Annotated in this window: 23 protein-coding genes and 1 pseudogene; 7 read left to right on the top strand and 17 right to left on the bottom strand. The window is 43.9% G+C overall.

Going from position 1 to position 25,714, the window contains the following annotated elements; all coding sequences use genetic code 11:
• Positions 1–15 precede the first annotated feature (15 nt).
• The 6 genes from BM043_RS07525 to tpiA form a co-directional block, all read right to left on the bottom strand.
• On the bottom strand, positions 16–1,545 hold the full coding sequence (locus BM043_RS07525; RefSeq protein ID WP_092790361.1) for a GH3 auxin-responsive promoter family protein: 1,530 nt from the start codon (positions 1,543–1,545) through the stop codon (positions 16–18).
• A complete protein-coding gene (gene lptB / locus BM043_RS07520; protein WP_092790359.1) occupies positions 1,545–2,282 on the bottom strand; it encodes an LPS export ABC transporter ATP-binding protein in 738 nt (245 codons plus the stop codon). Before lptB ends, BM043_RS07525 begins: the two co-directional genes overlap by 1 nt.
• Positions 2,283–2,388: 106 nt before the next feature.
• Entirely contained in the window at positions 2,389–4,113 is a 1,725-nt protein-coding gene (recJ, locus tag BM043_RS07515; protein WP_092790357.1) for a single-stranded-DNA-specific exonuclease RecJ, read from the bottom strand.
• A gap of 103 nt (positions 4,114–4,216) precedes the next feature.
• On the bottom strand, positions 4,217–4,405 hold the full coding sequence (locus BM043_RS07510; RefSeq protein WP_092790355.1) for a hypothetical protein: 189 nt from the start codon (positions 4,403–4,405) through the stop codon (positions 4,217–4,219).
• Positions 4,406–4,407: 2 nt separating this feature from the next.
• Complete coding sequence (prmA, locus tag BM043_RS07505; RefSeq protein WP_092790353.1) at positions 4,408–5,235, bottom strand: 50S ribosomal protein L11 methyltransferase; 828 nt, start codon at positions 5,233–5,235, stop codon at positions 4,408–4,410.
• A gap of 9 nt (positions 5,236–5,244) precedes the next feature.
• The gene (gene tpiA / locus BM043_RS07500; RefSeq protein ID WP_092790350.1) at positions 5,245–6,006 is read right to left on the bottom strand and encodes a triose-phosphate isomerase; all 762 of its coding nucleotides are present in this window, start codon (positions 6,004–6,006) and stop codon (positions 5,245–5,247) included.
• A 66-nt stretch (positions 6,007–6,072) separates the two neighbouring features.
• Between tpiA and BM043_RS07495 the strand changes: the two genes are divergently transcribed.
• Positions 6,073–6,576: a regulatory protein RecX gene (locus tag BM043_RS07495; RefSeq protein ID WP_092790348.1), complete on the top strand. Its 504-nt coding sequence runs from the start codon at positions 6,073–6,075 to the stop codon at positions 6,574–6,576.
• A 22-nt stretch (positions 6,577–6,598) separates the two neighbouring features.
• Here BM043_RS07495 and BM043_RS07490 read toward each other — a convergent pair whose 3' ends face one another.
• The 3 genes from BM043_RS07490 to crtD are packed head-to-tail and all read right to left on the bottom strand — an operon-like array spanning position 6,599 to position 8,685.
• Complete coding sequence (locus tag BM043_RS07490) at positions 6,599–6,940, bottom strand: DUF5615 family PIN-like protein (protein WP_092790346.1); 342 nt, start codon at positions 6,938–6,940, stop codon at positions 6,599–6,601.
• A complete protein-coding gene (locus BM043_RS07485; protein ID WP_092790344.1) occupies positions 6,937–7,158 on the bottom strand; it encodes a DUF433 domain-containing protein in 222 nt (73 codons plus the stop codon). Before BM043_RS07485 ends, BM043_RS07490 begins: the two co-directional genes overlap by 4 nt.
• A 57-nt stretch (positions 7,159–7,215) precedes the next feature.
• Positions 7,216–8,685, bottom strand: a complete 1,470-nt coding sequence (crtD, locus tag BM043_RS07480; protein WP_092790342.1) for a 1-hydroxycarotenoid 3,4-desaturase CrtD — start codon at positions 8,683–8,685, stop codon at positions 7,216–7,218.
• A gap of 131 nt (positions 8,686–8,816) precedes the next feature.
• Here crtD and BM043_RS07475 point away from each other — a divergent pair, with 131 nt between their 5' ends.
• Positions 8,817–9,749 carry a hypothetical protein gene (locus BM043_RS07475; RefSeq protein WP_092790340.1) on the top strand — a complete coding sequence of 311 codons (933 nt, stop codon included), beginning with the start codon at positions 8,817–8,819 and terminating at the stop codon, positions 9,747–9,749.
• A gap of 187 nt (positions 9,750–9,936) precedes the next feature.
• Positions 9,937–10,956, top strand: a pseudogene (locus BM043_RS07470) (glycoside hydrolase family 43 protein).
• A gap of 306 nt (positions 10,957–11,262) precedes the next feature.
• On the opposite strand, the gene BM043_RS07460 reads toward BM043_RS07470, so the two are convergent.
• Entirely contained in the window at positions 11,263–12,729 is a 1,467-nt protein-coding gene (locus tag BM043_RS07460; protein ID WP_092790336.1) for a glycine--tRNA ligase, read from the bottom strand.
• A gap of 219 nt (positions 12,730–12,948) precedes the next feature.
• Here BM043_RS07460 and BM043_RS07455 point away from each other — a divergent pair, with 219 nt between their 5' ends.
• Positions 12,949–13,392 (top strand): DoxX family protein, encoded by a 444-nt coding sequence (locus tag BM043_RS07455; protein ID WP_092790334.1) that lies wholly within the window; start codon positions 12,949–12,951, stop codon positions 13,390–13,392.
• Between the two features lie 190 nt (positions 13,393–13,582).
• On the opposite strand, the gene BM043_RS07450 is transcribed toward BM043_RS07455, so the two are convergent.
• From BM043_RS07450 to BM043_RS07440, 3 genes are all read right to left on the bottom strand, one after another.
• Entirely contained in the window at positions 13,583–15,292 is a 1,710-nt protein-coding gene (locus BM043_RS07450; protein ID WP_092790332.1) for a GMC oxidoreductase, read from the bottom strand.
• Complete coding sequence (locus tag BM043_RS07445) at positions 15,285–15,845, bottom strand: gluconate 2-dehydrogenase subunit 3 family protein (protein ID WP_092790330.1); 561 nt, start codon at positions 15,843–15,845, stop codon at positions 15,285–15,287. The genes BM043_RS07450 and BM043_RS07445 overlap by 8 nt, the downstream gene beginning before the upstream one ends.
• 130 nt (positions 15,846–15,975) lie before the next feature.
• On the bottom strand, positions 15,976–18,006 hold the full coding sequence (locus BM043_RS07440) for an alpha-L-fucosidase (protein ID WP_092790506.1): 2,031 nt from the start codon (positions 18,004–18,006) through the stop codon (positions 15,976–15,978).
• 134 nt (positions 18,007–18,140) lie between these two features.
• Between BM043_RS07440 and BM043_RS07435 the strand changes: the two genes are divergently transcribed.
• Entirely contained in the window at positions 18,141–20,378 is a 2,238-nt protein-coding gene (locus BM043_RS07435) for a TonB-dependent receptor family protein (RefSeq protein WP_092790328.1), read from the top strand.
• Here the strand turns inward: BM043_RS07435 and BM043_RS07430 are convergent.
• Complete coding sequence (locus BM043_RS07430) at positions 20,372–20,695, bottom strand: Rieske (2Fe-2S) protein (protein ID WP_092790326.1); 324 nt, start codon at positions 20,693–20,695, stop codon at positions 20,372–20,374. The two genes, BM043_RS07435 and BM043_RS07430, sit on opposite strands and share 7 nt — an antisense overlap.
• Positions 20,696–20,797: 102 nt before the next feature.
• Between BM043_RS07430 and BM043_RS07425 the strand changes: the two genes are divergently transcribed.
• A complete protein-coding gene (locus BM043_RS07425; RefSeq protein ID WP_092790324.1) occupies positions 20,798–21,547 on the top strand; it encodes a hypothetical protein in 750 nt (249 codons plus the stop codon).
• Positions 21,548–21,881: 334 nt separating this feature from the next.
• On the opposite strand, the gene BM043_RS07420 is transcribed toward BM043_RS07425, so the two are convergent.
• The 3 genes from BM043_RS07420 to BM043_RS07410 are packed head-to-tail and all read right to left on the bottom strand — an operon-like array spanning position 21,882 to position 24,734.
• A complete protein-coding gene (locus BM043_RS07420) occupies positions 21,882–23,024 on the bottom strand; it encodes a cysteine desulfurase family protein (protein WP_092790322.1) in 1,143 nt (380 codons plus the stop codon).
• Positions 23,025–23,048: 24 nt separating this feature from the next.
• Positions 23,049–24,443 (bottom strand): phosphoglucosamine mutase, encoded by a 1,395-nt coding sequence (glmM, locus tag BM043_RS07415; protein WP_092790504.1) that lies wholly within the window; start codon positions 24,441–24,443, stop codon positions 23,049–23,051.
• A 60-nt stretch (positions 24,444–24,503) separates the two neighbouring features.
• Positions 24,504–24,734: a hypothetical protein gene (locus tag BM043_RS07410; RefSeq protein ID WP_092790320.1), complete on the bottom strand. Its 231-nt coding sequence runs from the start codon at positions 24,732–24,734 to the stop codon at positions 24,504–24,506.
• A gap of 71 nt (positions 24,735–24,805) precedes the next feature.
• Here BM043_RS07410 and mazG point away from each other — a divergent pair, with 71 nt between their 5' ends.
• The gene (gene mazG, locus BM043_RS07405) at positions 24,806–25,606 is read left to right on the top strand and encodes a nucleoside triphosphate pyrophosphohydrolase (protein WP_092790318.1); all 801 of its coding nucleotides are present in this window, start codon (positions 24,806–24,808) and stop codon (positions 25,604–25,606) included.
• The last annotated feature ends 108 nt before the right edge of the window (positions 25,607–25,714 follow it).

Raw genomic sequence — 25,714 nt, 5'->3', positions numbered from 1 at the left:
CTTTTAAGGTTGCCGCTAAATTTCCTCCTTTAGCAGTTCCAAAAGTTCCTCCAGATATCCCCGATCATTGGACAGTCTTGGCACTTTATGTTGTCCGCCTAATTTTCCTTTTTTGCCCAGCCATTTTTCAAAAAGTCCCGGCGAAGCAAAGTGAACGAGTGGGGCCTTCAACGCCAGATCTTTATATCGCTTGGCGTCATAATCCGAGTTGATCTCCCGAAGATGATTATCCAGTAAGTGAATAAACTGATCCTTGTTTTCAGGAGGATTTTTGAATTCGATGATCCATTCATGTGCACCTTGATTTTCATCGGAACTAAAATACACTGGAGCTGCTGTAAAATTTAAGATAGTCGAGCTGGTTTTTTCAGCTGCGAAGGAGATTGCACTTTCTGCATTTTCTACGATCACTTCTTCGCCAAAGGCATTGATGAAGTGTTTGGTTCGTCCAGAAATTTTAAATCGATAAGGTGCTGTCGAGGTAAACCGGATGGTATCGCCAATTTTATATCGCCACAGTCCTCCATTGGTAGATATGACCACCGCATAATTTTTCCCGATTTCAACCTCCTGCAGCGGGATCGCTTTGGGATTTTCGCTATCCCATTCTTCCATTGGGATAAACTCATAAAAAATTCCATAATCCAGCAAAAGCAACAGTTCGTCCGAATCAGGCTGATCTTGTATCCCAAAAAAGCCTTCGGAGGCATTATAGGTCTCCATATAGCGCATTTTTTCGGAAGGAATCAATTCCTTAAACAGACTGCGATAGGGCCCAAAAGCCACTGCTCCGTGAAAGAAAACTTCAAGATTTGGCCAAACCTCCAAAATATGTTTAGCTCCTTTTAGCTCCAAAATCCTTCGGAGTAAGACCACTGTCCATGTAGGCACACCGGCTATACTCACGACGTTTTCATTCATGGTTTCTCTGGCCATTTTTTCGATTTTGGCCTCCCACTCACCCATCAAGGCGGTTTCGAGATTGGGTGTGCGGACAATCTGTGCCCAAATGGGCAGGTTTTTCATGATTACCGCAGAGATATCTCCCGCTTTGGCGGTTCCTTGAGGATTTAGCGGGTTTTTTTCAAGCGTCCCACCGATCGTCAGGTTCTTTCCAGAGAATAGTTTGGAATTGGGATAATTGGACAAATAAAGCGAAAGCATATCCTTGCCCCCTTTGTAGTGACATTCTTCGAGGCTTTCTTCGGTGACGGGAATGTATTTGCTTCGGCTTGAAGTCGTCCCGGAAGATTTGGAAAACCACTCGATTTTCGAATTCCAAATCACTCCTTGTTTGCCTTCCATCGTCCGGTCGATGTAGGGTTTAAAACTATCATAATCAAAAAGTGGAAGCTGATCTGCAAAATCCCGGTAATTTTTAATTTCAGAGAAATTGTATTTTCGACCAAACTCAGTTTTTCGCCCAGCGTCTATTAATTCAAAAAGAACCGTCCTTTGAGTTTGGATGGGGTTTTTCTTAAAGTTTTCGATTTGTCCCAGCCGGGTTTTGAAAACCCAGGTCATGAAACTGTTTAGTACTTCCATTAGTTAAAAATTTTGCGCTTAAGCTCAAATTGACTTCCCAGATATACTTTTCTGACCTGTTCGTCCGCGGCGAGTTCTTCGGCAGTACCGGCCTTCAATAGTTTTCCCTCAAACATCAAATAAGCCCTGTCAGTAATCGAGAGCGTTTCGTTGACATTGTGATCGGTAATCAAAATGCCAATATTTTTGGTTTTTAGCTTGGCTACGATGGTTTGGATTTCTTCGACAGCGATGGGATCCACCCCGGCAAATGGCTCATCTAACAGTACAAATTTAGGATCTACAGCAAGTGCGCGTGCAATTTCCGTCCGTCGTCGCTCTCCTCCCGAAAGCACCATTCCGAGATTTTTGCGGACGTGAGTCAGACTAAATTCCTCCAGGAGACTTTCTACTTTTTCTTTTTGATCTTGTTTCGAAAGCTTGGTCATTTCCAAAACCGCCATCAGGTTTTCTTCTACACTGAGTTTTCTGAAAACAGAGGCCTCTTGTGCCAGATATCCGATTCCCAGCTTGGCACGTTTGTACATCGGAAGACCGGTAATATTCTCCTCCTCCAAGAAAATATCTCCTTCGTTGGGCTTTACCAAACCCACGATCATATAAAACGAGGTGGTTTTTCCAGCTCCATTCGGTCCCAACAATCCCACGATTTCGCCCTGCTCGACCTCGACAGAAATATCATTGACGACCCGTCGGCTTTTATAAATTTTGACTAAATGCTCAGCGCGAAGTTTCATAGGAGTACATTTATTTTAATGGTGGTATTACCTGACGCTACAATTTGCTCGGTCAAGTGATTGGAAAAATTCGGTTTAAAAAGCTTTTTTGGTGAACATGCCATCTTCAATCAAATTTGATGTCTTTTACATACAATTGCAAACTACTTTTATCTCTAAAAAAATTTTCCCTCATCTCAGCTACAATATCAAATCGCATTCTTCCTCTTAGCATATTTACGGTGGTCAGATCTGGGTCTTTGGTCCGGTCAGCCATGCCAAAAGCCAAACAAACCGGAGTCGTAACCTGACCGTCCTGTACGATTTTAAAGCGCAGATGTTTTTCTTTCAGTACAGCGACATCCTCAGCGTAAACATTGGAAATCCTAAAAACCGGCTCGGGATTTCCCGGACCAAAGGGGGCCATTTGCTTTAAAATATTATAAAATTTATAGTTGATCTGATCCAGCAGCAATTCGTCATCGATTTCGATTACCGGTTTGCGATGAATTTCTTCGATTCGACTTTTGACGACAGATTCAAATTTAGCCTGAAAAGCCGGGACATTATCCACCGAAAGCGTCAGACCCGCCGCGTATTTATGTCCGCCAAACTGATCCAAAAGGTCACTACATTCTGCTATGGCTTCATAAATGTTGAAATCAACAACAGAACGGGCGCTTCCAGTAGCTTTGGAATTGGATTCTGTCAGGATGATCGTTGGGCGATAATATTTTTCGATACATCGGCTAGCTACAATCCCGATGACGCCTTTGTGCCAGTCTTCTTTGAAAAGCACGGTCGAACTCCACTCCCTTTCAGTCTCCCGTGAGGCGATCATTTCAAAGGCCTCTTTGGTAATATTTTCGTCAAAATTGCGTCGCGTGGCATTGACCTCATCCACTACTTTGGCGCGCTCCATGGCCGATTCCAGATCTGAGGAGATCAACAGCTCTACGGAGGCTTTGGCATGCTCGAGTCTTCCGGAAGCATTGATTCGGGGACCGATTTTGAAAACGATGTCTGAGATCCCGATATCCTTTTCAATTTTGCTTCGAAAAATCAAGGCCTTGAATCCTGGTCTAGGGGTATTATTGATCCGATCTAGCCCATAATAGGCCAAAATTCTATTTTCTCCTGTGATCGGGACGATATCCGCAGCAATACTTACCACCAACAAATCCAAATAGCTGTACAGCACGGATTCGTCCATGTTTCGATGCTTGGCAAAGGCCTGAATCAGCTTAAAACCAACTCCACAGCCACTGAGTTCTTTGTATGGATACTCACAGTCGCTTCTTTTGGAATCGAGTACGGCGACTGCGGCTGGTAATTGCTCTCCCGGAGTATGGTGGTCACAGATGATAAAATCCACCCCTAGTTTTTGAGCCAAGTCTACCTTGTCTATCGCTTTGATGCCGCAATCCAATGCGATCACCAAGGAAAAATCCTGCTCTGCAGCATAGCGAACTCCCCGCTCCGATATCCCATAGCCTTCCTTGTACCGATCAGGAATATAAAATTCGATATGGGGATAAAAGCCGATCAAAAAACTATAGACCAAAGCAACTGCGGTGGTGCCATCTACATCATAATCCCCATAAATGAGGATTTTTTGATTTTGAGTAATCGCCTCTTCGATTCGATCTACGGCGGCACGCATATCCTTCATCAAAAATGGATCATGAAGCTGACTCAAACTAGGGCGAAAGTAATCCTTGGCCTGCTCAAAATTCTCAACCCCACGATTGATCAACATATTCGCCAAAGTGGGATTGACATTGATTTCTTTTCCCAGTTTTTCGACGATGGGTTGAGGGGCTTTGGGCTTTTGTTTCCAGACGTACTCCATTTGGCTAAATTACGAAAGTATTTGAGATGAAGTCTTGGCCAGATATTTCCCAAAAGAAAGAATTAATAAACTTTAAAAACCTATTTCGGTGAAAGCTTTGTGCTCACCGATTTAGCTTTTTGTATTGAAACCAGAAAAATGCAGGGAAAATCAGCGCCTTTAGTTTCCAGTCATTTTTTTCATGGAAAGAAAGTCGCTCATCCTCATGGACTTTACGGTACATTTTTCCTGCCAGAAGCGTATGCCCGATTAAAAGTAAAAATAGGATTGCATAAATAAGAAGTTCCTGCATGATTAGCTTTTTTTCATCACCAAAGCCGCCCAGTTATCCTTACTTTCCTGAGAAAGAAGGTCCAAGCCTAGCGGTTTACAGTGTGTGATCAAATCCTGAACATCCTCGGTGTAAAACCCGCTCAGAAGTAAAAAACCATTTTGCTTGAGCAAACTTGTATAAACCTCCAATTCATCGAGCAAAACATTTTTATTGATATTGGCCAAAATAATATCGAAAGGTCCTTTCGGATTTACCGAACGGATAGTCCCAAGACCCATTTCGATTTGCAATCCATTCAGGGCAAAGTTTTCATTCCCATTGTCTACGCACCAATCGTCAATATCGAAAGCCTGAACTTCTTCCGCTCCCAGCAAGTGGGCCATAATTGCCAAAATACCCGTTCCCGATCCGACATCCAGTACGCGCTTGCCTTGATGGTCGACTCGGCCCTGAAGTCGGAGCATTTGAAAAGTCGTCGCATGATGCCCTGTGCCAAAGGACATTTTGGGATTGATTACAATCTCATGGCGAAATCCATTTTGAGCTGGATGAAAGGAAGCTCTGACATACACCAAATCATCCACGGCGATGGGGTCGTAGTTTTTTTCCCACTCCTCATTCCAGTTAGTCTTTTTTACGGTCATTTCAGTTACCCGAATTTGAGCGGCTTCCTGATAGCGATCGATGATTTCGTCAAATGCTTCCCGATCAAATTGATCAATTTCGGTGTAGGTATCAAAGCCTTCTTCTGTCTCCAAAAAAGAATCATAGCCGACCTCAGAAAGCTCGGCTATAAGGATCTCCCGGAATTCCTCCCGGCAGGTGATTTTAAATTCCAGGTAATCCATTGAATTCAATTAGTATGATTTGGCGATGGTGATGAAGTCTCTGGATTTCAAAGAGGCTCCACCGATCAGGCCACCGTCCACATCAGGCTTGGAAAGTAGATCTGCGGCATTCCCGGCATTCATGCTGCCACCATAGAGGATAGAAATCGAATCTGCCAGATCCTGACCATATTTGGAGGCGATGTGCTTCCGTAGGGTTTCATGCATCTGCTGAGCTTCGTCTGAGCTTGCGGTTTTTCCGGTCCCGATCGCCCAAATCGGTTCGTAGGCAATCACGACTTTGGACATTTCCTCAGCTGACAGACCAAAAAGACTATCGGTCAACTGAAATTTGACATTGGATTCGTGAGTACCTGCTTCTCTGATTTCCAAAGATTCACCGCAGCAAAAAATTGGTGTTAATCCATTTACCAAGGCTTGTTTTACCTTTTCGGTAAGCAGCGCATTATCCTCTTTGAAATACTCCCGTCGCTCTGAATGACCTAAAATCACATGAGTCACCCCAAATGAAGCCAAAATTTTTGCTGAAACCTCACCGGTAAATGCTCCTGACTCCATATTGGAGCAGTTTTGCGAACCCAAAAATACGTTTGGCGTGTCGCCTATTAATTTTTTAACCGGATGGAGGTGAGGAAAAGGTGGATTGAGGACAAGTTGTACGTCAGAAATATTCTCGTCTTTAAACATGTTGACGATTTCGGAGGTCAGCTTTTGTCCTTCATCAAAAGTCATGTTCATTTTCCAGTTGCCGGCTATGATTTTCTTGCGCATTTGCTTTTAAAATTTTGTTAGGTTTGAGAAAACTAAAAGGTATAATTTTCAATAAAATTACGCAAAATGTCTGGTTGGGGAAAAAAATACCCACATGAGCAACAAAAAAAGCCTTGGTCCTTTGAGGAGGCCAAGGAAAAACTTCAGGCTTTCTGCGCCTATCAAGAGCGCTGTATCTGGGAAGTCAGGCGGAAAATGTATGAGAAAGGAGTCAAAGAAGGAGATAAAGACGAATTGATCGATTTTTTGATTTCCGAAAAATTCTTGGATGAGGAGCGTTTTGCACCTGCTTTTGCAAGAGGTAAATTTCGGTTGAAAAAGTGGGGGAGAAACCGGATTCGGCAAGAATTGAAAATGCGGCAAATTTCGGAACCCCTAATCCGCAAAGCACTGAATGAGATCGATCCGGAGGAATACTATGACACCTTGCTGACGGAGACTGAAAAGAAATGGCAGAAAACTTCAGAAGCAGATTTGTACAAGAAACGCTTTAAAGTCACAGGATACATGATGCAGCGGGGATTTGAGCAGGATTTGGTGCAAGAGGCTCTAGAAAGTTTAAATAATTAGATTTTAAAAACTGATTTTAGTATTACCGAGCTTGAATTAACTCTAAAATCTCATCTGAATCTGAATCGATATAATGTGATATTCTCAAACTGTTTTTAATCAATAAATCAGAAATGTTTTTTGTGATCAAATTTCCAGTATTGAGATAAATAATTTTGGGAGGAGTCCCGTAAATCCCATTTAGATCAATAAAATCAGAGTCAAAAGAAACAATGGTAAAGTGTTTTTTCTTTGCATAGTGAAAAATCTCCAAGTCTGAAGAGTTTTCGAGGCCTTCAAATCTTACTTGCGAACTTCCAGAAAATTGCAGAGGAAGGATTTTTAAAATTTTCGGTGAAATGTTCTGATCAAAAAGTAAGCTCATATCGCTGAAATCAACCTCCGCTCTTTATCGGCAGCAAAAGCAAGGCAAGCATCAATCATTTCATCGGTCAACTCTTCAAAATCAGACTTGATTTCTTCACGACTCATTCCATTTGCCATCCAATTCAAAACATCATATACCGAAATTCTAGTGCCTTTCAGACAAGGCTTTCCAAATCGTTTGTCAGGTCGAATTTCTAAATATTTTTTAAAGTCCATAAATGAAAATACGAAAAACTTTCAGATAAGATCGAAGAAATGCGATCCTTTTTTGCTTTACTTTCCTAAAACAAACCCCATCATAATCTTTGCAGAGAGCAAGGATAGCGGAATGCCTCCACCCGGATGAACGGAGCCGCCGCAGAAGTAGAGGTTTTTGATATCGGAGGAGTAATTGGCATGACGGAGAAAAGCCGCAAAGCGATTGTTGGAGCTATTGCCATACAGGGCGCCATTTGAACTGGAGGTCTTGGATTCGATGGTCCGGGGTTCGAGAATTTCCTCCACCTCGATCAAAGGTTCCAGATCGGTTTTCAAGACCCGATTGACCTTTTCGATGATATTTTTTCTTGCTTCCGCGATTAGCTGATCCCAATCTTGCCCCTGATTGTTTGGCACATTGATCATCGTAAACCAATTCATACCGCCCGCTGGCGCATCATCGGGTTTATGCGTGGAGGTGATGTTGATGTAAACGGTAGGGTCTTCGTAAATGCTTCCTTTCTTAAAAATATGCTCAAATTCCCTTTTATAATCTTCCGAAAAGAGAATGTTGTGAAGCCCCAATTCTGAAAAATTCTTTTTAATCCCCCAGTAAAAAATCAGTGCCGAACTCGATTTAGGTTGATTTAAGAGTTTTGTGGGTTGCTTTTGCTTGCGCAAAATGGTTTTGTAGGCATTGACCATGTCCATGTTATTGACGAGGACACCTGCTAACCTGGTTTCTCCCTTTACTTTGATGCCAATCGCCTTGCCTCTTTCCACCAGGATTTCATCCACTTTTGCATTAAAATGAAATTTTACGCCAAGGTCTTTTGCCAACTTGTAAAGGCTCTGCGTGATATCGTGCATACCTTTTTTGGGAAAATAGGCACCGATATTAAACTCCAGATGCGGAATGATATTCAGTGTGGCTGGTGTCTGATAAGGATCCGACCCATTGTACGTGGCATATCGGTTGAATAGCTGCACCAATTTTGGGTTGGAAAAACGCTGTGCATTCGCTTCATGCATCGTGGAGAAAATGCCCAATTTCCCCATCTTCAGGTAGGATTTTAGCGCTTGTGCGTTGGTCCAGGTGCTGATTTGATGAAGTGAGCGATGCATAAAAAGCGGCGCTAGATGATCATAGATGTATGCGGAGCTCTTTAAGGCTTCTCTGACATGTTGAGCCGATTCGCCCAGTTTAGTTTCCACCTCCTCGGCAAAGCGATTGATATCCGCCCAAGCTTTGACCTGCTTGCCATCTTCCCAAAAATAGTGGCATGCCACTTCCAGTTTTTCATAGTCAAAGTGGGCTTTGGGGTCTTTTCCGGCTAGTTGAAAAAGTTCCTCCATTTGCTCGGGAAGCGTGAAAAGTGAAGGTCCGGCGTCAAATCGGTAGCCCTTAATTTGAATTTCAGAAAGTTTTCCACCCGGATAGGAATTGGCTTCGAAGACTTCGACGGAAAACCCCGCATGGGCTAAGCGGATAGAGGAGGCTATTCCTGCGATTCCCGAGCCGATAACAAGTGCTTTTTTTGGCATAGGTAAAAGTAACAGAAATCCGTATTTGAAGGTTTCGGATACCAATTAAGTAATTTTACCCAAAAATTCCGTGAAATACATTTTTTTATATATAAAAATCTTTTATAATTGTGTAAACCAAATCAAATAACATGAAAACTATTTTTACCAGAAGCTTTTTGGGGTTAGTGATCTCAGGGCTTTTACTCAGCGCATGTAGCCAAATGGCTAGCTATGAAAATGAAGATTTGCAATTGGAACAAGCCAAAGTCGATAATGACGGCGGGTTTGTATTGACGCCTTTGGGTGGTGGAGAGAATTTTAGGGAATATGTTGATGATATTTGCAACTCAAGTTGTATTACAGATGATGAGGATACTTGGTATGTGAAAAGTTACACCCAATTTTATGATGAGGAAGATGGTAAGTCTGTAACAATTGACATTTATAATTCTCCAACTATGATTTATTATTCCATTAGTAGTACGGAGGATATTTATAAAATTGAGTTTAAAGGCGAGACACTTTACGACGAAACAGGCACTGGACAAAACGCTGGGGATCCAGCTGTTCAGCCTTTTGTTTATCCTGTAGAAATTGGTGAGTTTGACAATGATTGGTTTGGATGTGAAAATGAATCCGCTATTATTTCTGTTCGGAGAAGTGCGAATCCTAATGGTAATGGTGCAGGAATCCAACAAACATTCGAAACATCTTATGACTTAGTTCCTGTTTGCTCAGACTGCGAAGAATCATTCACGTATGAAGCTAATGAAGTAGATGGAACCATCACGTTCTTTTATACCCCTGAGGAGTCTATGGAAGATGCGGAATTGGTTTTCACTTTTGCTCAGGCTGAAGAAGTTTTGATTGATGAGTTTAGTCCTTCAGGAGCTACTATGCAGGCTACCATGGACTTGGAAGCTTGTGTAACTTACGTCTTTGAAACTAAAATAATAGGTTTAAGATGTACAGGTGATGGCCAGTCTGATGTCAATGTTTTGACTGATTTCAAGGTAAATGACATGTCAAAGAAAAATGATGATACTCCAAATATCGTTTGGGCCTGTTCTAGCGAAGAATAATCTCACCTAATTATATTCAAATCCCTCTTCCTCACCGAAGGGGGATTTTTTTGCCTAGGCTCCTTGGAATTTGCAACCCGAAAAAAACTATAGCTTTTGAATTTGAAGAATGATCAAATCTCCAACAGCAAAGAATTACTTTTCTCCATTGATTTCTCTTATTTTTAGGCATCCAACCTATTCTGCTATGAAATCAAATCTGTTCGCCTTTTTCTTAATTCTCACGCTGGCTTGCTCCCCCAAATCGGAAACTCAGAATTCTCCTCCCCAACTCTCCGGAAACCCGATTTTCGAAGGTTGGTATGCTGATCCGGAGGGAGTGGTTTTTGGGGATGAGTACTGGATTTACCCCACTTTTTCAGCCCGATATGAAGATCAGCTCCATTTTGATGCTTTCTCCTCCAAAGACTTAGTGACATGGGAAAAGCACGAACGAATTCTTGATACCGCTGCTATCAAATGGGCCCGACAAGCGATGTGGGCACCGGCGGCTATCGAAAAGGATGGAAAATACTTTCTTTTTTTCTCCGCAAATGATATCCAAACCCCCGAGCGGCCTGGCTACGATCCCAATAATGACATCAATCACTTTGGAGGAATCGGAATTGCTGTAGCGGACAATCCCGGCGGTCCATTCCAGGATTACTTGGGCGAACCGCTGTTATCGGACTTTTATCATGGAGCGCAGCCAATAGATCAGTTTGTATTCAAAGATGTGGATGGCACCCATTATTTCTTCTACGGAGGTTGGGGACACTGTAATCTGGGAAAACTCAATGCGGATTTTACCGGGTTTGAGCCTTGGGAAGATGGGTAGCTGTTTCACGAAATCACCCCCGAAGGCTATGTGGAAGGTCCTTTTATGTTTTTAAGAAAGGGGATTTACTACCTGATGTGGTCCGAAGGTGGCTGGACCAATGAGAGCTACAAAGTGGCCTACGCAATGGCTGATAAACCGACTGGGCCCTTTGAGCGGATCGGAACGATCTTAGAAAAAGACAGCATCGCAACAGGGGCGGGGCACAATTCCGCCATTCAGAAGCCCGGTTCGGATGATTGGTACATGGTCTATCATCGCCGACCCATTCCCAATGAAGACCGGGATCATCGGGTGACTTGCATAGATGTGATGGAGTTCAACGAAAATGGAACGATCAAGCCTATTCAAATGACTTTTGAGGGTGTCGCTGCTAATCCGATCGAATAAATTCAGAATTATAAAATTCCAGTTCCTCCAGCTCCTCGGAATTTGCAATTCCGAGGTCCTTTCGTTGGATCCTCGATAGCCATCGGGAGCAATCCGAAAAATAACTCAAGCCTTCAGAGTACGTTTCCGTGGGTGAGACACTCACGGAGGCATAAAAAACCAAAAAGCCCTGAGAAATTAAATCTCAAGGCTTTTTTCATCGGTCATCTCCGCCGCTCCCTGCCTTTGTGAGTGTCCACACTCACAAAAAATCAAACCTTTTAAAAGACCCACTGCCGCTATCTTCACTAACAGCTAACGCAGCTATCAAATCTTCTCAAAAATTCGTCTAAAGCTCGTCGCCTCCGCGATTCTGCCATGCAAATCGGCAATCGCCACACGCTCCTGCTCCGTGGTATCCCGATGACGAATGGTGACAGTATTGTCTTCCAAAGTCTGATGATCCACAGCGATACAGAATGGCGTTCCGATCAAATCTTGTCTCGCATAGCGCTTTCCGATAGAGGCTGCATCCTCATAAATAATGTTGAAATCGTATTTGAGCAAATCCACGATTTCCTTGGCCTTTTCAGGTAAACCATCCTTTTTGGTCAAAGGCAAAATCGCAGCCTTAACCGGAGCAATGGCTGGGTGGAATTTCAAATAGGTTCTGCTTTTCTCCTCTGATTTTTCTTCCGTGTAGGCATTGCAAAGCGTCAACAAAAATAAGCGATCCGCTCCGATCGAAGTCTCGATGACATAAGGAATGTAATTTTGATTGACCTCAGGATCGAAGTATTGCTGCTTCTTTTTAGAAAATTCCTGATGGGACTTCAGGTCAAAGTCTGTTCTAGAGTGAATTCCTTCCACTTCCTTAAATCCAAAGGGGAATTCATATTCAATATCCATCGCGGCATTCGCATAGTGCGCCAATTTCTCATGGTCATGCTTTCTTAGTTTTTCCGCAGGCGTACCCAAGGCCAAATGCCAGTTCATTCGGGTTTCTGACCATTGCTTGTACCAATCCAACTCCGTACCAGGACGCACGAAAAACTGCATCTCCATCTGTTCAAATTCCCGCATACGAAAAATAAACTGACGGGCTACGATTTCATTTCGGAAAGCTTTCCCGATTTGGGCGATGCCAAAAGGAACCTTCATCCGGGCAGTTTTCTGCACATTGAGAAAGTTCACAAAAATCCCCTGAGCAGTTTCAGGTCTCAAATAAATCGTAGAAGAATCTTCCGCAACAGACCCTACTTGAGTAGAAAACATCAAGTTGAACTGACGTACATCGGTCCAGTTGGTTGTGCCGCTGATGGGACAAGAGATACCAGTATTCACGATCAAATCACGAACGCCAGCCAAGTCTTCCGCTTCCAGCAATCGCGCCAACGCTGCAGTGAGTTGCTTGGCTTCTTCTGCTTTTCCCTCCTTTTCCAATTTGGCGGCATGTTCCTCGACCAGCACGTCGGCACGATAGCGTTTTTTGCTGTCCTTGTTATCAATCATGGGGTCATTGAAGGAATCCACGTGACCGGAAGCTTTCCAAGTCGTCGGGTGCATAAAAATGGATGCATCGATTCCCACAATATTCTCATGAACGCGGGTCATCGTTTCCCACCAAAGTCGCTTGAGGTTATTTTTCAATTCGACTCCGTAGGCGCCATAGTCATAAACTGCCTGCAGGCCGTCGTAGATTTCCGAACTCGGGTACACAAAGCCATACTCTTTGGCATGGCCGATTATATCTTTTAATTGGGCGTTTTCCGCCGGTGTTGCTGTCTTTGCCATAGGTCGTAAAATTAAGGAAACAAATTGATTTGGAGGAAATAGGAAAAGATTTGATTACAACGGAAATGACCGGATTTCCCAAAAAATTATTCTAATCCCTTTTTTGTGAGGTTGGTTTAGATTTTTTTCTCTGAACTTTTCCCAGTTCGATATACTGTTGTTTTATTCACCATTTTTCTATAAAAATTCGTAACTTATTGGTAAATAAACCCATATGCCATGAATATTATCACAAAAATCGAACATTGGGGAGATACTCACCACCCAAAGTGGATTGATATTCTCCGGATTGCATTAGGTCTTGTTATTTTATACAAAGGAATATTATTTATCTCAAACACGGACGCGCTACTCCGCCTCATGCAGGATTCAGAGCTTCAATTTTTCAATTTGGGCATTGCTCATTATGTAGCCTTTGCTCATTTGGTAGGAGGGTTTTTAATCGCCATTGGGTTGGTTACCCGCTTTGCAATTATTTTTCAGCTTCCCATTCTCTTCATTGCCGTCTTCTTTGTCAATGTCCAGCAGGGCTTTCTTTCGGTAGCCAATAATCTGGAATTTTGGCTATCATTGATCGTATTGATCTTGTTAGTTGTTTTCTTGATTTTAGGATCAGGAAAATGGTCCGTGGACCAATGGATGAAAAATCATCCTAATGAATAGGAGGAAAAAATAAAAGAGGTTGTCTCTAAAGTCAAGTTTGTCACATTGAGCGCCTGCCTCGCCGGCAAAGGCAGGAAGTCGAAATGTTTACCAAAACGATAGAAATGGCCTTCGACTCCGCTCAGCCTGACATTAAAGCAATTTATGAGACAAGCCTTTTTTTCAGACTTCTGATTTTAGACTTCTTCCTTTATTTCTTACTCTCCGCCACCGCATGATGCGCAGCTCTAGCTGCAAAAGCCATGTAGGTTAGCGAGGGATTTTGAGTGGAAGTGGAAGTCATTGATGCGCCGTCGGTCACATAGACATTGGGCACGGCATGGAGCTGATGATGGGCATTGAGGAGCGAAGTTTTGGGGTCATTGCCCATTCGTACCCCGCCCATCTCATGAATATCCAAACCTGGAGCCTGCTTGCTGTCACTGGATCGGATATTGGTAAAGCCGGCTTTGGTAAACATCTCCGTCATTTGCTCGATGTAATCCTTGACCATTTTTTCATCATTATCATCGTAATCTATGGATATTTTAAGCTGCGGCATGCCCCACTCATCTTTGAGATTGGGATCAAGGGCGACGTAGTTGCTTTCTTTTGGAATCGTCTCTCCCATCATATGCGAACCCACATACCATGGGCCGTATTGGTCTGGGTTAAGCAAATTGTTTTTTAGTTCCATTCCGACTCCTTCTGTGTTGGTGCGAACACCTCTTCCAGCCGAGAAGCCGGCGGCATAGCCCCGAAGAAAGTCCGTCTCTTGCTTGTACACGTTTCGGAATCTGGGGAAATAACCGCTCGTCGGGCGCCCTCCGGCGGTAGTGTATTCTTCAAAACCCTCGTATTCTCCAGAAACACGTGCTCGGTAATTATGAAAGGCTACATATTTTCCAAGTAGGCCGCTGTCATTGCCAAGTCCATTCGGGAATCGGCTGGAAGTAGAATTCAGCAAAATCGCATTGGTATTCAAAGCTGCAGCATTCACAAAGATCACATCGGCATAAAATTCCTCCATTTCTTTAGTCAAGCGATCGATGATTCTCACGCCGGTAGCTTTGCCCTTTTCCTCATCATAAATGATGGAATGCACGACCGCATCCGGTCTGAGGGTGAGGTTTCCTGTCTTCAAGGCCCAGGGAATAGTTGATGAATTGGAAGAAAAATATCCTCCAAAAGGACAGCCCCGCTGACAGAGGTTTCGATTTTGACATTGAGCCCGGCCTTGCTGTGCAAAAAAATCCAAATTTCCGTTGATATGAGCGCAACGGGCTGAAATCATGTGCCGCTCCCCACCGTAATTCTTTTTGAGTTGCTCGGCAAAGTACTTTTCGACCACATTCAATTCATATCCGGGTAAAAATTCCCCATCTGGAAGCGTAGCCAAACCATCTCTATTTCCAGAGACCCCGGCAAATTTTTCTACATGGCTATACCATTTTTCCAGATCCTTGTAGCGAATCGGCCAGTCTACTGCAAAGCCATCGCGAGCGGGCCCTTCAAAGTCAAAGTCCGACCAGCGCTGCACCTGTCTGGCCCAAAGCAGTGATTTTCCTCCCACCTGATAGCCTCGAATCCAGTCAAATGGCTTTTCCTGCACATAAGGATGCTCCGTGTCTTTTACAAAAAAATGCATGGCATCCTCCCGAAACGCATAACAGCGGCTGATCACTGGATTTTCCTTTTGGATTTCATGTGGTACCTGCCCTCGATGCTCAAATTCATGGGGAAGCATATTGGTCGTTGGGTAATCTTTGATATGCTCCACGTTTCGACCGCGCTCCAGCATCAGGGTTTTGACGCCTAGGTCACAAAATTCCTTGGCGGCCCAAGCCCCACTGATACCTGAACCGATGACAATGGCTTGATAGGTTCGTTCTTCTTTACTTTTGAGATTCAGATTAGCCATTGATACGTGGTTTTTGAATGTCTGCGATTAATACTTTGCCTTGGTAGGCACCGGGGATCAGGGAATAAGGAATCACTTCGGTTTGGATGTATTCCGATGCCATATAGCCTTGGATCGTGAGTCGTTTGGTTGTGGCGAGGAAAAAATTCACATCCTTCAGTTTTTGATCTTCCGGAGCATTTTCACCTTCCAAGCGTAATCCCCCCAGTACTTTTTCTTCTCTTTCCTTGGTGGAAAGCTTGGAGAAGTTCTTTCCGGCAAAATCCGGAAATGCCCGCAATCCATCCATAAATCTAGCTTGAGTGGACTCTTCCATGCAGTCATTGACCATTACGAGAATGAAATCAGGGACAGCAATATCCAACGCTCCTTTAATCTCTCCCGAAGGAATAATGGTATCAGAGACTACTCCCAAAAGGTCCTTTTCTGAGGTCGTTACCTTCAATTTTTTGTAAGCGGCGAGGATATCATCCGAACTGAAATCGCAGGAGGGAATCAAAGCAAGTCCCCCTGAAATCAGGGCGATATGCCTAAGTGCGTGTCTTCTATTCATGGCTTATTGGGTTTTAAAGCAATTGATTCAAAAAGTAGGGATTTTTTATTCAAAATCCCAGCTCAACAAGCCGATCGGAAAGAATCCATTTTAATCGGCGTAGGATTGAGGCGTTGATTCAAACCAAGGATTATTTGGTCAGAACTCCCAACTCTCCGACAGTGGCAGCATTTCCATCTGCGGTTTGTAGGGCTTTTAATTTGATCCATCGCGCTTCCACAGCTTCAAGGCGAACAAACTGTTCGATCGGGCTATTAACCACATTGGAAAATTCACCCTCAGAAATGGGCTCCCAATTCTTGCCGTCTTGACTGATTGCAAATGAATATCGAGTGATATGCCCACTTGGATATCGGGCCTGCATCGGAAAATAAGTAAATCCTGTCAGCTGAATTTTTTCGCCCAAATCCACCACTAGTTCATTGTTTTGGGCCGTAAAAAAAGTGCCCGGATTTTCATCGATGGCCCGCTCTGCTTCACTTCTCCACTTCTCTTTTGCCAGCACTAACTCCTTTCGCAACACATTACTTTGATTTCCGGTTTTGGGATCTTTGGAAATAACTACCAGTGTACTCGCTTTTTCGACTAGAAAGGGCTCTGAATAGCGCTTTGAGGGCTTAGCTTCGTCCAAGCCGTACCAGATTTCAAGTCCATCATCCGGAGCAGTTAGGGTTACCCTACCCGATTTATCTCGGGAAATCTCTGGAGCCAAAAGCAATTTTGGAGCATTGAAAACCCCAATTTCAGAAATTACCGGAATCGCTTTTACGTCTTCAAACATAATCCTGATTTTTTGTGCTGTCTGATCCGCAAAACGCAGAATTCGCTTATAGCCTATGGTAGTTCCCGCAGCTATTTTTTCCCAACTTCCATTTACTTGCTTCTCCAAAGTAAATGCCTTCACCCGCTGACCCAAAGGCGTATATTCCTGCAATAGCAGTCGGTTGAAGCTGACTTCTTTCCCAAAATCGATCACCAAAAATGCCTCCTTTTCTCCATCCGGAACAGTCCAATAAGTTTCATAATCCCCATCTGCCGCCAGCTCCGCTTCATATCCGGTTCCTCGTTCGGTATTTGCAGAAATCTTAGCACTTTTGACAAAATTATCAGCAAAATCTTCCCGGATCTTTTCGGCCATTTTCAAGATGGCTTTTTCGTCATTTTCATGGATTAGTCCTCGGGTATCCACTGGAAAATTGATCAACAACGAAGAATTTCTCCCGATGCTTTTGTAGTAGATTTCCATCAGTTCGGGAAGGCTTTTCACCTTGTGATCCTCATAGCGATGATAATACCAGCCCGGACGAATACTTACATCGGATTCTGCCGGCACCCAGTGCGTTCCATTTTCCTGACCGGTGGCCCATTTTTCAGAAAACTCCGGCATACCGGCATAAACCGAATCCCGCATCAGATTAGACCAAGTGGTTTCGTAAGCAAAGCCATGTTCATTGCCCACCCAGCGCACATCCGGGCCTGCATCCGAAAATAGCATAGCATTGGGTTGAAGCTCTCTGACCAAATCATGGGTATTTTCCCAATCGTAGTAGGTCAGTTTGTCCACTTTTCGTTCTTCATTGGCACCGCCGTACCAGCCGTCTCCTCCATTGGCACCATCAAACCAAACTTCGAATATTTCCCCATAATTGCTCAGTAATTCGGTCAACTGATTCCGCATGTAGGTGATGTATTCGGGCTTTCCATAGTCCGGATGATTCCTGTCCCATGGGGAGTAATAAATCCCAACTTTCAATCCATATTCTCGGCAGGCATCCACAAATTCCTGAATCAAATCCCCTTTTCCATCCCGCCAAGGACTGTTCTTGACCGAGTGTTCGGTGTATTCTGAGGGCCAAAGCACAAAGCCGTCATGATGCTTGGCAGTGATAATAAGCCCCTTCATCCCAGCTTCTTTAGCAATGCGTGCCCATTGCCGGGCATCCAATTCGGTTGGATTAAATTGCTCAGGCTTTTCATCCCCAAAACCCCATTCCCTGTCCGAAAAGGTGTTCATATTGAAATGGACAAAGCCGTAAAACTCGAGCTCCTGCCAGGCAATCTGCCGCTCATGCGGAATAGGAAAAACCGGCTCGGGCGGGGCGGGTTTTTCTTGGCAAAAGGAAAACAAAAGCAAAAAAGAAAGGGGGAAGAGATTTTTCATAGCTGGGTTTTGAAGCTGCATTCTATGAAAAATGACTGATTTTGAAAAGGAAAAAATGACAGCGCTCAGGGATAATATTTCCCATCAATCAAAGAGTTCAAAACAAAACAGCAGAAAGCATGTATTTTCGGGGTATGAAAAAATTATTGCTGCTTTTGACCTTATTGTCCAGTCTAGAAGTCTTCTCTCAACGTAAAATTCTCATTCAGGATGGAATCAGCTTGAAACCCCTTTCGGAAGTAGTGGTCCGAGTCGGTGATCAGGAGTATTTTTCTGACCAAAATGGGCTGGCTACCATTCCTATTGATGGCAATTTTGATGCGGTTTTTTTTAAGGAAGGATATGCTTCTGTAGAACAAGAAATCCAAAGCAAAAGCGCTGAGATTTATCTTTTTCCGCTAAGTGTTTCGCTCTCCGGCGTTACTGTCAATGCCTTTGAAACAGATCGTCCTCTACTTCAGCAATCTGCCTCCATCAGTTTGATTGGAGAACAGGATTTTAATCGATTTAATGAAACTTCCATCGTCAGCTCTTTCAATACCAAACCGGGCATTCGCATTGAAGAACGAGCACCGGCAAGTTATCGGGTTTCTATCAGGGGGAGTTCACTTCGGGCTCCTTTTGGGGTTAGAAATGTCAAAGTGTATTGGAATGAGGTGCCCATTACCGCCCCGGATGGCACGACGGCTTTAAACCTGTTGGACTTAAGCAATATCCGGACTGCTGAAGTCATCAAAGGTCCATCAGGAAGTATCTATGGTGCTGGAAACGGAGGCGTAATCAATCTTAAAAATGCGGCTAATCCCAGCGTAGGAACTGCTACTTCTGAGTTTGCTTCGGGTTCATTTGGACTCAGCCGGGGGAGATTAGCGATCTCCCAGCCTATCGGAAAAGGAGGACTTGAAGCGGCTTTGGTAACCCAGGAAAGTGATGGCTATCGGGAGCATTCAGCAATGAAGCGAAGGGTGTTTCAGTTGGGAGGATTCTTCCCGGTAAGCGAAAAGCAGGAAGTCCGCACGCAAATTTTGGTTTCTGACTTGGATTATCAGATTCCAGGATCGCTCACTGCAGATCAGTTGGAAGAAGATCCCAGACAGGCGCGACCCGGTTCAGTCAATCAAAACAGCTCCATTTCTCAGCAGTCTATTTTGGCCACTTTTGGGCATTTGTATCGGATTTCAGACAATATTGAAAATAATACGACGCTGTATCTGAACACCAATGACTTTGAAAATCCCTTTATTCTGGATTATAAAAAGGAACTGGGCTTTGGTTACGGAGGTAGGTCGCGCTTCACCTTTGATTGGAATTTGGCCGGAAGACCATTTCGTCTGATTGCCGGGGGAGAATATCAGCAAAGCTTGACCGATGCGCAGAATTTTGGCAACCGAGATGGAGTGGCCGATACGGTTCGGTTTGCGGATAAATTAAAAGCCACTCAAGGCTTTTTATTCCAACAAGCTGAATGGGAACTCACGAATCAGTTCTTGCTTACGCTCGGGTTAAGCCAAAACTTTTCTTCCTTCGAAATCGACCGACAAATCGATGCCAACGGAGGAGCAACGGGAGTGCAAACCAGAAAATTTGATCCGCTGTTGATCCCAAGATTTGCGGTGAATTACAGTTTGAATGAGTTTTCAGCATTGCGCGCTTCCGTGAGTAGTGGCTTTTCTCCGCCGACCATTGATGAAGTACGGACCAATGAAGGAAGTTTGAATTTTGACCTAGAAGCTGAGCGAGGGACCAATTACGAACTGGGATACCGATTGGGCAAAAATCGGTTTAACCTGGATTTGACTGCATTTTACTTTCGACTAAGCGAAACCATTACCACCTTCACTAATGAGCAGGGGGTAGTGCTTTTCCGCAATGCGGGCTCCACGGATCAGAAGGGGATCGAGGCAGCGGTGGATTATACGTTTATCCAAAACTCAGCGGGTTTTGTACGAAATCTGAAAATGGGATCAGCCTTTACCGGACATTATTTCACGTTCAAAGATTATCGACAGCGGGAAAATGATTTCTCGGGAAATGATCTCACAGGTGTTTCGCCAAATACGCTGGTAAGTACCCTAGATGCCCGATTTTCCGGATCCACTTACCTCAATCTTACCCATCAATTTACCGACGAAATCCCTCTCAATGATGCCAATACGGTCTATCAGGATGCCTATAATTTGATTGGGATTCGGCTCGGGTTTATTCAGCAAGCTGGAAAGAGGACGGATTTAGAAATCTATGCTGGCGTGGATAATTTGCTGAATGAAAGTTATTCTTTAGGAAACGATCTTAATCCATTTGGAGGGCGATATTATCAGCCGGCACCCACCCGCAATTTCTACTTTGGGATGAAAGTAAATCTCCGTTATTGAGTGAAAACCAGAAGCCCTTCCTCAGTTAGTTGAGTTTGAAAAACCTTCAAATCTCCACAAAACCCCATTTTGAGCATTCCTGTTTTCAGGTCAAATCGATATTGATGCAGAGGACAGATAATTTCGCCTTGGCCATTGATATTAGCTTGAATCAAAGAAGCTCCCCGGTGGGGACAAGTACTTTGAAAAGCAAAAAAAGCATCTCCAATTCTCAAAATGCCAATTTCCTCCTCATCCAACAGCAGACGTTTGATGACCCGATCGGGAAATAAATCATTTACTGAATCTGGGGAATTTCCAAATAAGAATTGCTTCATCGTGGGGAGAGGTTAAATCCGATCAAAACTTGACCATTCGAAAGAAAAGACTGGCAAAGCCAAAATTGTTTTGGTAATTTTCTGAAAACAGCAATTAATCCTATGAAAAAATATCTCTTTATTCCTCTTTCTCTGCTCCTCTGCTGGGCAAACGCACAATCTCTGGAAGGTGCTTGGAAACTGACTCATCAAAACGGAGAAGAAGTCACCGATGCGGAGTACATTAAAATTTATCAGGATGATTACTTTTCCTTTGGTGCCAAGCAAGTCTCCGATAATCACTTTCTAGGTGCTGGCGGAGGCCCATTTAGCTATTCGGATGGCAATTACTCTGAAACTCTGGATTTTTATACAATGAATCCTGAATGGGTGGGGAATACCGCCGAATTTAATTTGGACTGGGCATCTGAGGATAAAATCGTCATTTCCACTGAAGCTAATGGCAGTTCCATCATCGAAATCTGGGAGCGGATTTCTTCCGATACCGATGATCTCACCCGCAACTGGGTCATCACCGGGAGAAAACGAGGCGAAGAAGTGGCAAGAAGTACACCCGGTGCGCGGCGGACTATCAAAATTTTATCCGGAGGCCGATTCCAATGGGTAGCATTCAACTCCGAAACAGCAGAATTCTCCGGAACGGGTGGAGGAACCTACACCGCCAAAGACGGCAAATACGTGGAAAATATTACCTTTTTCTCCCGGGATGATTCCCGAGTCGGGGCAAGCTTAAATTTCGATTATGAAGTGATCGATGGGGAATGGCATCACAGCGGGATGAGTTCCACCGGAAATCCCATCTACGAAATTTGGACTCCGTATGCTATTGGATATCCTGGAGCAAAAAAATAAACGAGATGATATTCGATAAAAAAGAGCGGAATATTCGCTCTTTTTTTCTGAAATAGAAATTACTGTAACGGCTGTTACAATAATTGACTTGGCCGGAAAAAAACTAATATTCAAAAGGATGTAAGTGAGAGTCGATCTTCATTTTCAAAAAATGGACTTTGACTTTCTTTCGGACAGGTAGCTTTACAAATTGATTGATTTGGGTTGCAGGCAAGCTGAGCGGAGTCGAAGCACTACCTTCATAAACTTCGAAACATATCAACTCGATTTGGAGATTCCCAGCTAGGTGCTTAGTATGACCCTGACAAGGCTTAGGGACAACTTCCTATCTTACTTATGCTTCCACCGCATACAGCTCCTTCAGCTTTCCGACGGTGTAATCCACCTCTTCAATCGTATTGAACCGACTGAAGGAAAAACGGACAGAATCCCGCTCGGGCTGATGATTTAGGGCGCGCAATACATGTGAGCCCACAGTAGCACCAGAACTGCAAGCGGATCCTCCTGAAGCAGAAATCCCCTCCAAATCCAAATTGAACAACAACATGCCCGCGTTTGCTTCAGAAGGAGGAAGACTTACATTCAAAACGGTGTAAAGCGACCGCTCTAGATCTTCAGAAAGTCCATTAAATTCCACGCCAGGAATATCAGTTTTCAATTTTTCGATAAAATGCCTTTTCAAAGCTCTGACATGGACTTCATGCGAACTCATATCTTCATAGGCGATTTCCAATGCCTTCGCTATTCCAATAATTCCGATTACATTTTCTGTACCTCCGCGCATATTTCGCTCCTGCGCTCCTCCGTGAATAAAGGGATGGATTTTTTTGTCTTTTCGCACGTAAAGAAATCCTGAACCTTTGGGGCCATGAAATTTATGACCACCTGCAACAATGGCATCCACGGGCAAATTTTTCAAATCATGCACATAATGTCCCATCGTCTGTACGGTATCCGAATGGAAAAAAGCCCCATATTCTCTAGCCAAAGTACCAATTCGATTCAGGTCATTGAGATTTCCAATCTCATTATTGGCATGCATGAGAGAAATCAGGCTATTTGGATATTTCTTCAACAAGTTTTCCAATTGACCCAAATCGACTTCACCTTTTTCATTCACATCCAGCATACTCAATTGAATGTGGCCTTTTTGTTCACAAATTTCCAACGTATGCAAAACTGCGTGATGCTCGATCGGTGAAGTGATGGCATGGTTAATCCCGTGCGTCTCGATCCCGCAGACCAAAGCGGTATTATCCGCTTCCGTTCCGCCTGAAGTAAAGAAAATTTCAGAGGGAGTCGCATTGAGCAATTCGGCCACTTTTTTACGGGATCGTTCGATCGCAGTACGAACTTCCCTTCCGTGACTGTGCACCGAAGAGGGGTTTCCGTAATGGTTTTTCATAAAAGGCAGCATGGCTTCGATCACTCGATCATCCATGGCCGTGGTGGCAGCATTGTCAAAGTAAACTTTCATCTTTTCTTCAGGCTTGGGTTTTAATCAGATCAGCGAGGCACTCACCACCTCTTTGATGTCTTGCATGATTTTTTTGGCCAAGTGCTCCGCGGTGGCCTCTGATTCGGACTCCGAATAGATTCGGATGATGGGTTCGGTGTTTGACTTTCTCAAGTGAACCCACTCTTTTTCAAACTCGATTTTCACTCCATCAATGGTATTGATGGGATGCTTTTTGTATTTCTCCTGAATGGTTTCCAGGATTTTATCCACGTTGATCTCAGGAGTGAGTTCGATTTTATTCTTCGAAATATAATAATTCGGATAGGAGGCCCTCAATCGGGAAATGGTCTTTCCAAAATTAGCCAAATGGGTCAAAAACAAACCGATGCCCACTAAAGCATCCCGGCCATAATGTGAGGTCGGATAAATAATTCCGCCATTGCCTTCCCCACCGATCACGGCATCTACCGCTTTCATCTGATTGACGACATTGACTTCTCCTACGGCTGCTGCGGTGTAGGTTCCCCCTCTTTTGTCAGTCACGTCACGAAGTGCTCGCGTGGAGGAAAGGTTAGAAACGGTATTACCGGGTGTCTTCGACAGCACATAATCGGCTACTGCCACTAAGGTATATTCCTCTCCGAAAGCAGAACCATCCTCATTGATAAAAGCCAAGCGATCCACATCCGGATCTACGACGATTCCCAGATCAAAATTTCCTTTCTCCAGTTTTTGGCAAATATCCCTAAGGTTTTCAGGAAGTGGCTCTGGATTGTGCGGGAAATGACCATCAGGAGTACAGTACATCTCCTCGATGACTTCCACTCCGAGGGCTCTGAGTAGTTTGGGAACTACAATTCCGCCGGTGGAATTAACTGCATCGACCACGATCTTAAAATTACGAGCTTTGATCGCTTCTACATCGACCAGCTCCAACTCCAGCACATGCTGAATATGTCGATCCATGTAATCATCGATCGGGGTGTAGGCGCCCAGTTTTTTGACCTCTGCAAAGGTAAAATCTTCCTGCTCTGCTTTTTCGAGGATGTCTTTTCCTTCAGCATCAGAAATAAATTCTCCTTTACTATTGAGTAGCTTCAATGCATTCCACTGAATGGGATTATGGCTGGCAGTGAGGATGATTCCTCCTCCAGCTTTTTCCAAGGGAACTGCAAACTCCACCGTAGGAGTCGTGCTGAGTCCGAGGTCAATGACATGAATACCCAAGCCCTGCAAGGTGGCAGAAACCAGCCTGGAAACCATATCTCCAGACAATCGTGCATCTCGGCCGATGACTACCTTGGCATTCCCGGTTTTTTCCAGTACCCAAGCGCCGTAAGCGGCGGTAAATTTGACCACATCAATTGGAGTGAGACCCTCTCCAGCTTTCCCTCCAATGGTTCCCCGGATCCCGGAAATTGATTTGATTAATGACACGTACAGATAAATTTTAAGGTGAAAAACCGCAAAAAATCCCGCCATTTGGCAGGATTAATATTATTTGAATTTGGCGAGAACTTTATCGACTTCATTGTCCGGATTGCCGCAGCTGCTGTTCGCATCCACGGTTTTCCCGCAATAGCCGCAGGTTCCCCCTTCCTTGTTTAAATATGGATTTTGAGAGGCACAAGTGCCCTTGAATTCCCCGTTTTTTAAGAATAAGAGCCTGACGGACATCAAAACGAAGAATAATGCCACAAAGCCCAATGTAATTAATACAGTTGTCATAACGGATAAATTTGCGCAAATTTAAAGCTTTACTTCGAAACGACCACAATTCAAACTTAGTTTCCCAAAACATGTCTAATTTGAGTAACCGGGCGGATCAATTGGCGGCTTTTGATCGGCTCTTGACCATCATGGATGAGCTGCGTGCCCAATGTCCCTGGGACAAAAAACAAACCACAGAGAGTCTTCGGCACCTGACTATTGAAGAAACTTTTGAACTCTCAGACGCAATTTTGGAAGGGAATCCCGAAGAGATCAAAAAGGAACTGGGAGACATTTTGCTGCATATCGTATTTTATGCCAAAATCGGATCCGAAGAGGGTAATTTTGACATGGCTTCGCTGACTCATTCCCTTTGTGAAAAGCTGATCCGTCGTCATCCGCACATTTATGGGGACACTGAGGCCAATGATGCTGAAACGGTCAGCCAAAACTGGGAAAAAATCAAACTCAAAGAGAAAGGAAATCAGTCGGTTCTGGGTGGAGTACCCAAGTCCCTTCCGGCTTTGATCAAGGCGATGCGGATCCAGGAGAAAGCCCGAGGAGTGGGCTTTGACTGGGAAGAAAAGCAACAGGTTTGGGAAAAAGTAGAGGAGGAAATGCAGGAATTCAAAAATGAATTTAATGCGGCGGAGGAATCCCAAATTGACAGGGAAAAAGCCACTGCCGAATTTGGAGATGTGCTATTTTCCCTGATTAATTATGCGCGATTTATTGATATCAATCCGGAAGAAGCGCTGGAGCGAACCAACCTGAAATTTATCAAGCGATTCCAATATTTAGAGAATGCTGCCAAAGAAGCAGGCAAAAATCTCAGCGATATGTCTTTGGCTGAGATGGATTTTTTTTGGAATGAAGCGAAGAAGCAGTAAATACAGTAGGCAGTGGCAGTTTGTTAATGCCTATAAAATGATTGAGTTCGAATTCAAAAGACCTTTTGCCGCCAATAAATCGAAAATCTGAATTGGTAAATTCCTCCA

It is taken from the genome of Algoriphagus hitonicola (assembly GCF_900113375.1).
Taxonomy (GTDB): Bacteria; Bacteroidota; Bacteroidia; order Cytophagales; family Cyclobacteriaceae; genus Algoriphagus; species Algoriphagus hitonicola.
This window is presented reverse-complemented; position numbering and strand designations above follow the sequence as displayed.

Excerpts from the sequence above, each read along its gene's own strand:
- BM043_RS07440 (WP_092790506.1), bottom strand. The coding sequence starts at position 18,006 with ATGAAAAATCTCTTCCCCCTTTCTTTTTTGCTTTTGTTTTCCTTTTGC.
- BM043_RS07430 (WP_092790326.1), bottom strand. The coding sequence starts at position 20,695 with ATGAAGCAATTCTTATTTGGAAATTCCCCAGATTCAGTAAATGATTTA.
- tpiA (WP_092790350.1), bottom strand. The coding sequence starts at position 6,006 with ATGCGCAAGAAAATCATAGCCGGCAACTGGAAAATGAACATGACTTTT.
- BM043_RS07455 (WP_092790334.1), top strand. The coding sequence starts at position 12,949 with ATGAATATTATCACAAAAATCGAACATTGGGGAGATACTCACCACCCA.
- crtD (WP_092790342.1), bottom strand. The coding sequence starts at position 8,685 with ATGCCAAAAAAAGCACTTGTTATCGGCTCGGGAATCGCAGGAATAGCC.
- BM043_RS07510 (WP_092790355.1), bottom strand. The coding sequence starts at position 4,405 with ATGCAGGAACTTCTTATTTATGCAATCCTATTTTTACTTTTAATCGGG.
- prmA (WP_092790353.1), bottom strand. The coding sequence starts at position 5,235 with ATGGATTACCTGGAATTTAAAATCACCTGCCGGGAGGAATTCCGGGAG.
- BM043_RS07485 (WP_092790344.1), bottom strand. The coding sequence starts at position 7,158 with ATGGACTTTAAAAAATATTTAGAAATTCGACCTGACAAACGATTTGGA.
- BM043_RS07490 (WP_092790346.1), bottom strand. The coding sequence starts at position 6,940 with ATGAGCTTACTTTTTGATCAGAACATTTCACCGAAAATTTTAAAAATC.
- BM043_RS07445 (WP_092790330.1), bottom strand. The coding sequence starts at position 15,845 with ATGAATAGAAGACACGCACTTAGGCATATCGCCCTGATTTCAGGGGGA.
- lptB (WP_092790359.1), bottom strand. The coding sequence starts at position 2,282 with ATGAAACTTCGCGCTGAGCATTTAGTCAAAATTTATAAAAGCCGACGG.
- BM043_RS07475 (WP_092790340.1), top strand. The coding sequence starts at position 8,817 with ATGAAAACTATTTTTACCAGAAGCTTTTTGGGGTTAGTGATCTCAGGG.
- BM043_RS07420 (WP_092790322.1), bottom strand. The coding sequence starts at position 23,024 with ATGAAAGTTTACTTTGACAATGCTGCCACCACGGCCATGGATGATCGA.
- BM043_RS07495 (WP_092790348.1), top strand. The coding sequence starts at position 6,073 with ATGTCTGGTTGGGGAAAAAAATACCCACATGAGCAACAAAAAAAGCCT.
- BM043_RS07410 (WP_092790320.1), bottom strand. The coding sequence starts at position 24,734 with ATGACAACTGTATTAATTACATTGGGCTTTGTGGCATTATTCTTCGTT.
- BM043_RS07450 (WP_092790332.1), bottom strand. The coding sequence starts at position 15,292 with ATGGCTAATCTGAATCTCAAAAGTAAAGAAGAACGAACCTATCAAGCC.
- BM043_RS07525 (WP_092790361.1), bottom strand. The coding sequence starts at position 1,545 with ATGGAAGTACTAAACAGTTTCATGACCTGGGTTTTCAAAACCCGGCTG.
- BM043_RS07425 (WP_092790324.1), top strand. The coding sequence starts at position 20,798 with ATGAAAAAATATCTCTTTATTCCTCTTTCTCTGCTCCTCTGCTGGGCA.
- BM043_RS07435 (WP_092790328.1), top strand. The coding sequence starts at position 18,141 with ATGAAAAAATTATTGCTGCTTTTGACCTTATTGTCCAGTCTAGAAGTC.
- BM043_RS07460 (WP_092790336.1), bottom strand. The coding sequence starts at position 12,729 with ATGGCAAAGACAGCAACACCGGCGGAAAACGCCCAATTAAAAGATATA.
- recJ (WP_092790357.1), bottom strand. The coding sequence starts at position 4,113 with ATGGAGTACGTCTGGAAACAAAAGCCCAAAGCCCCTCAACCCATCGTC.
- mazG (WP_092790318.1), top strand. The coding sequence starts at position 24,806 with ATGTCTAATTTGAGTAACCGGGCGGATCAATTGGCGGCTTTTGATCGG.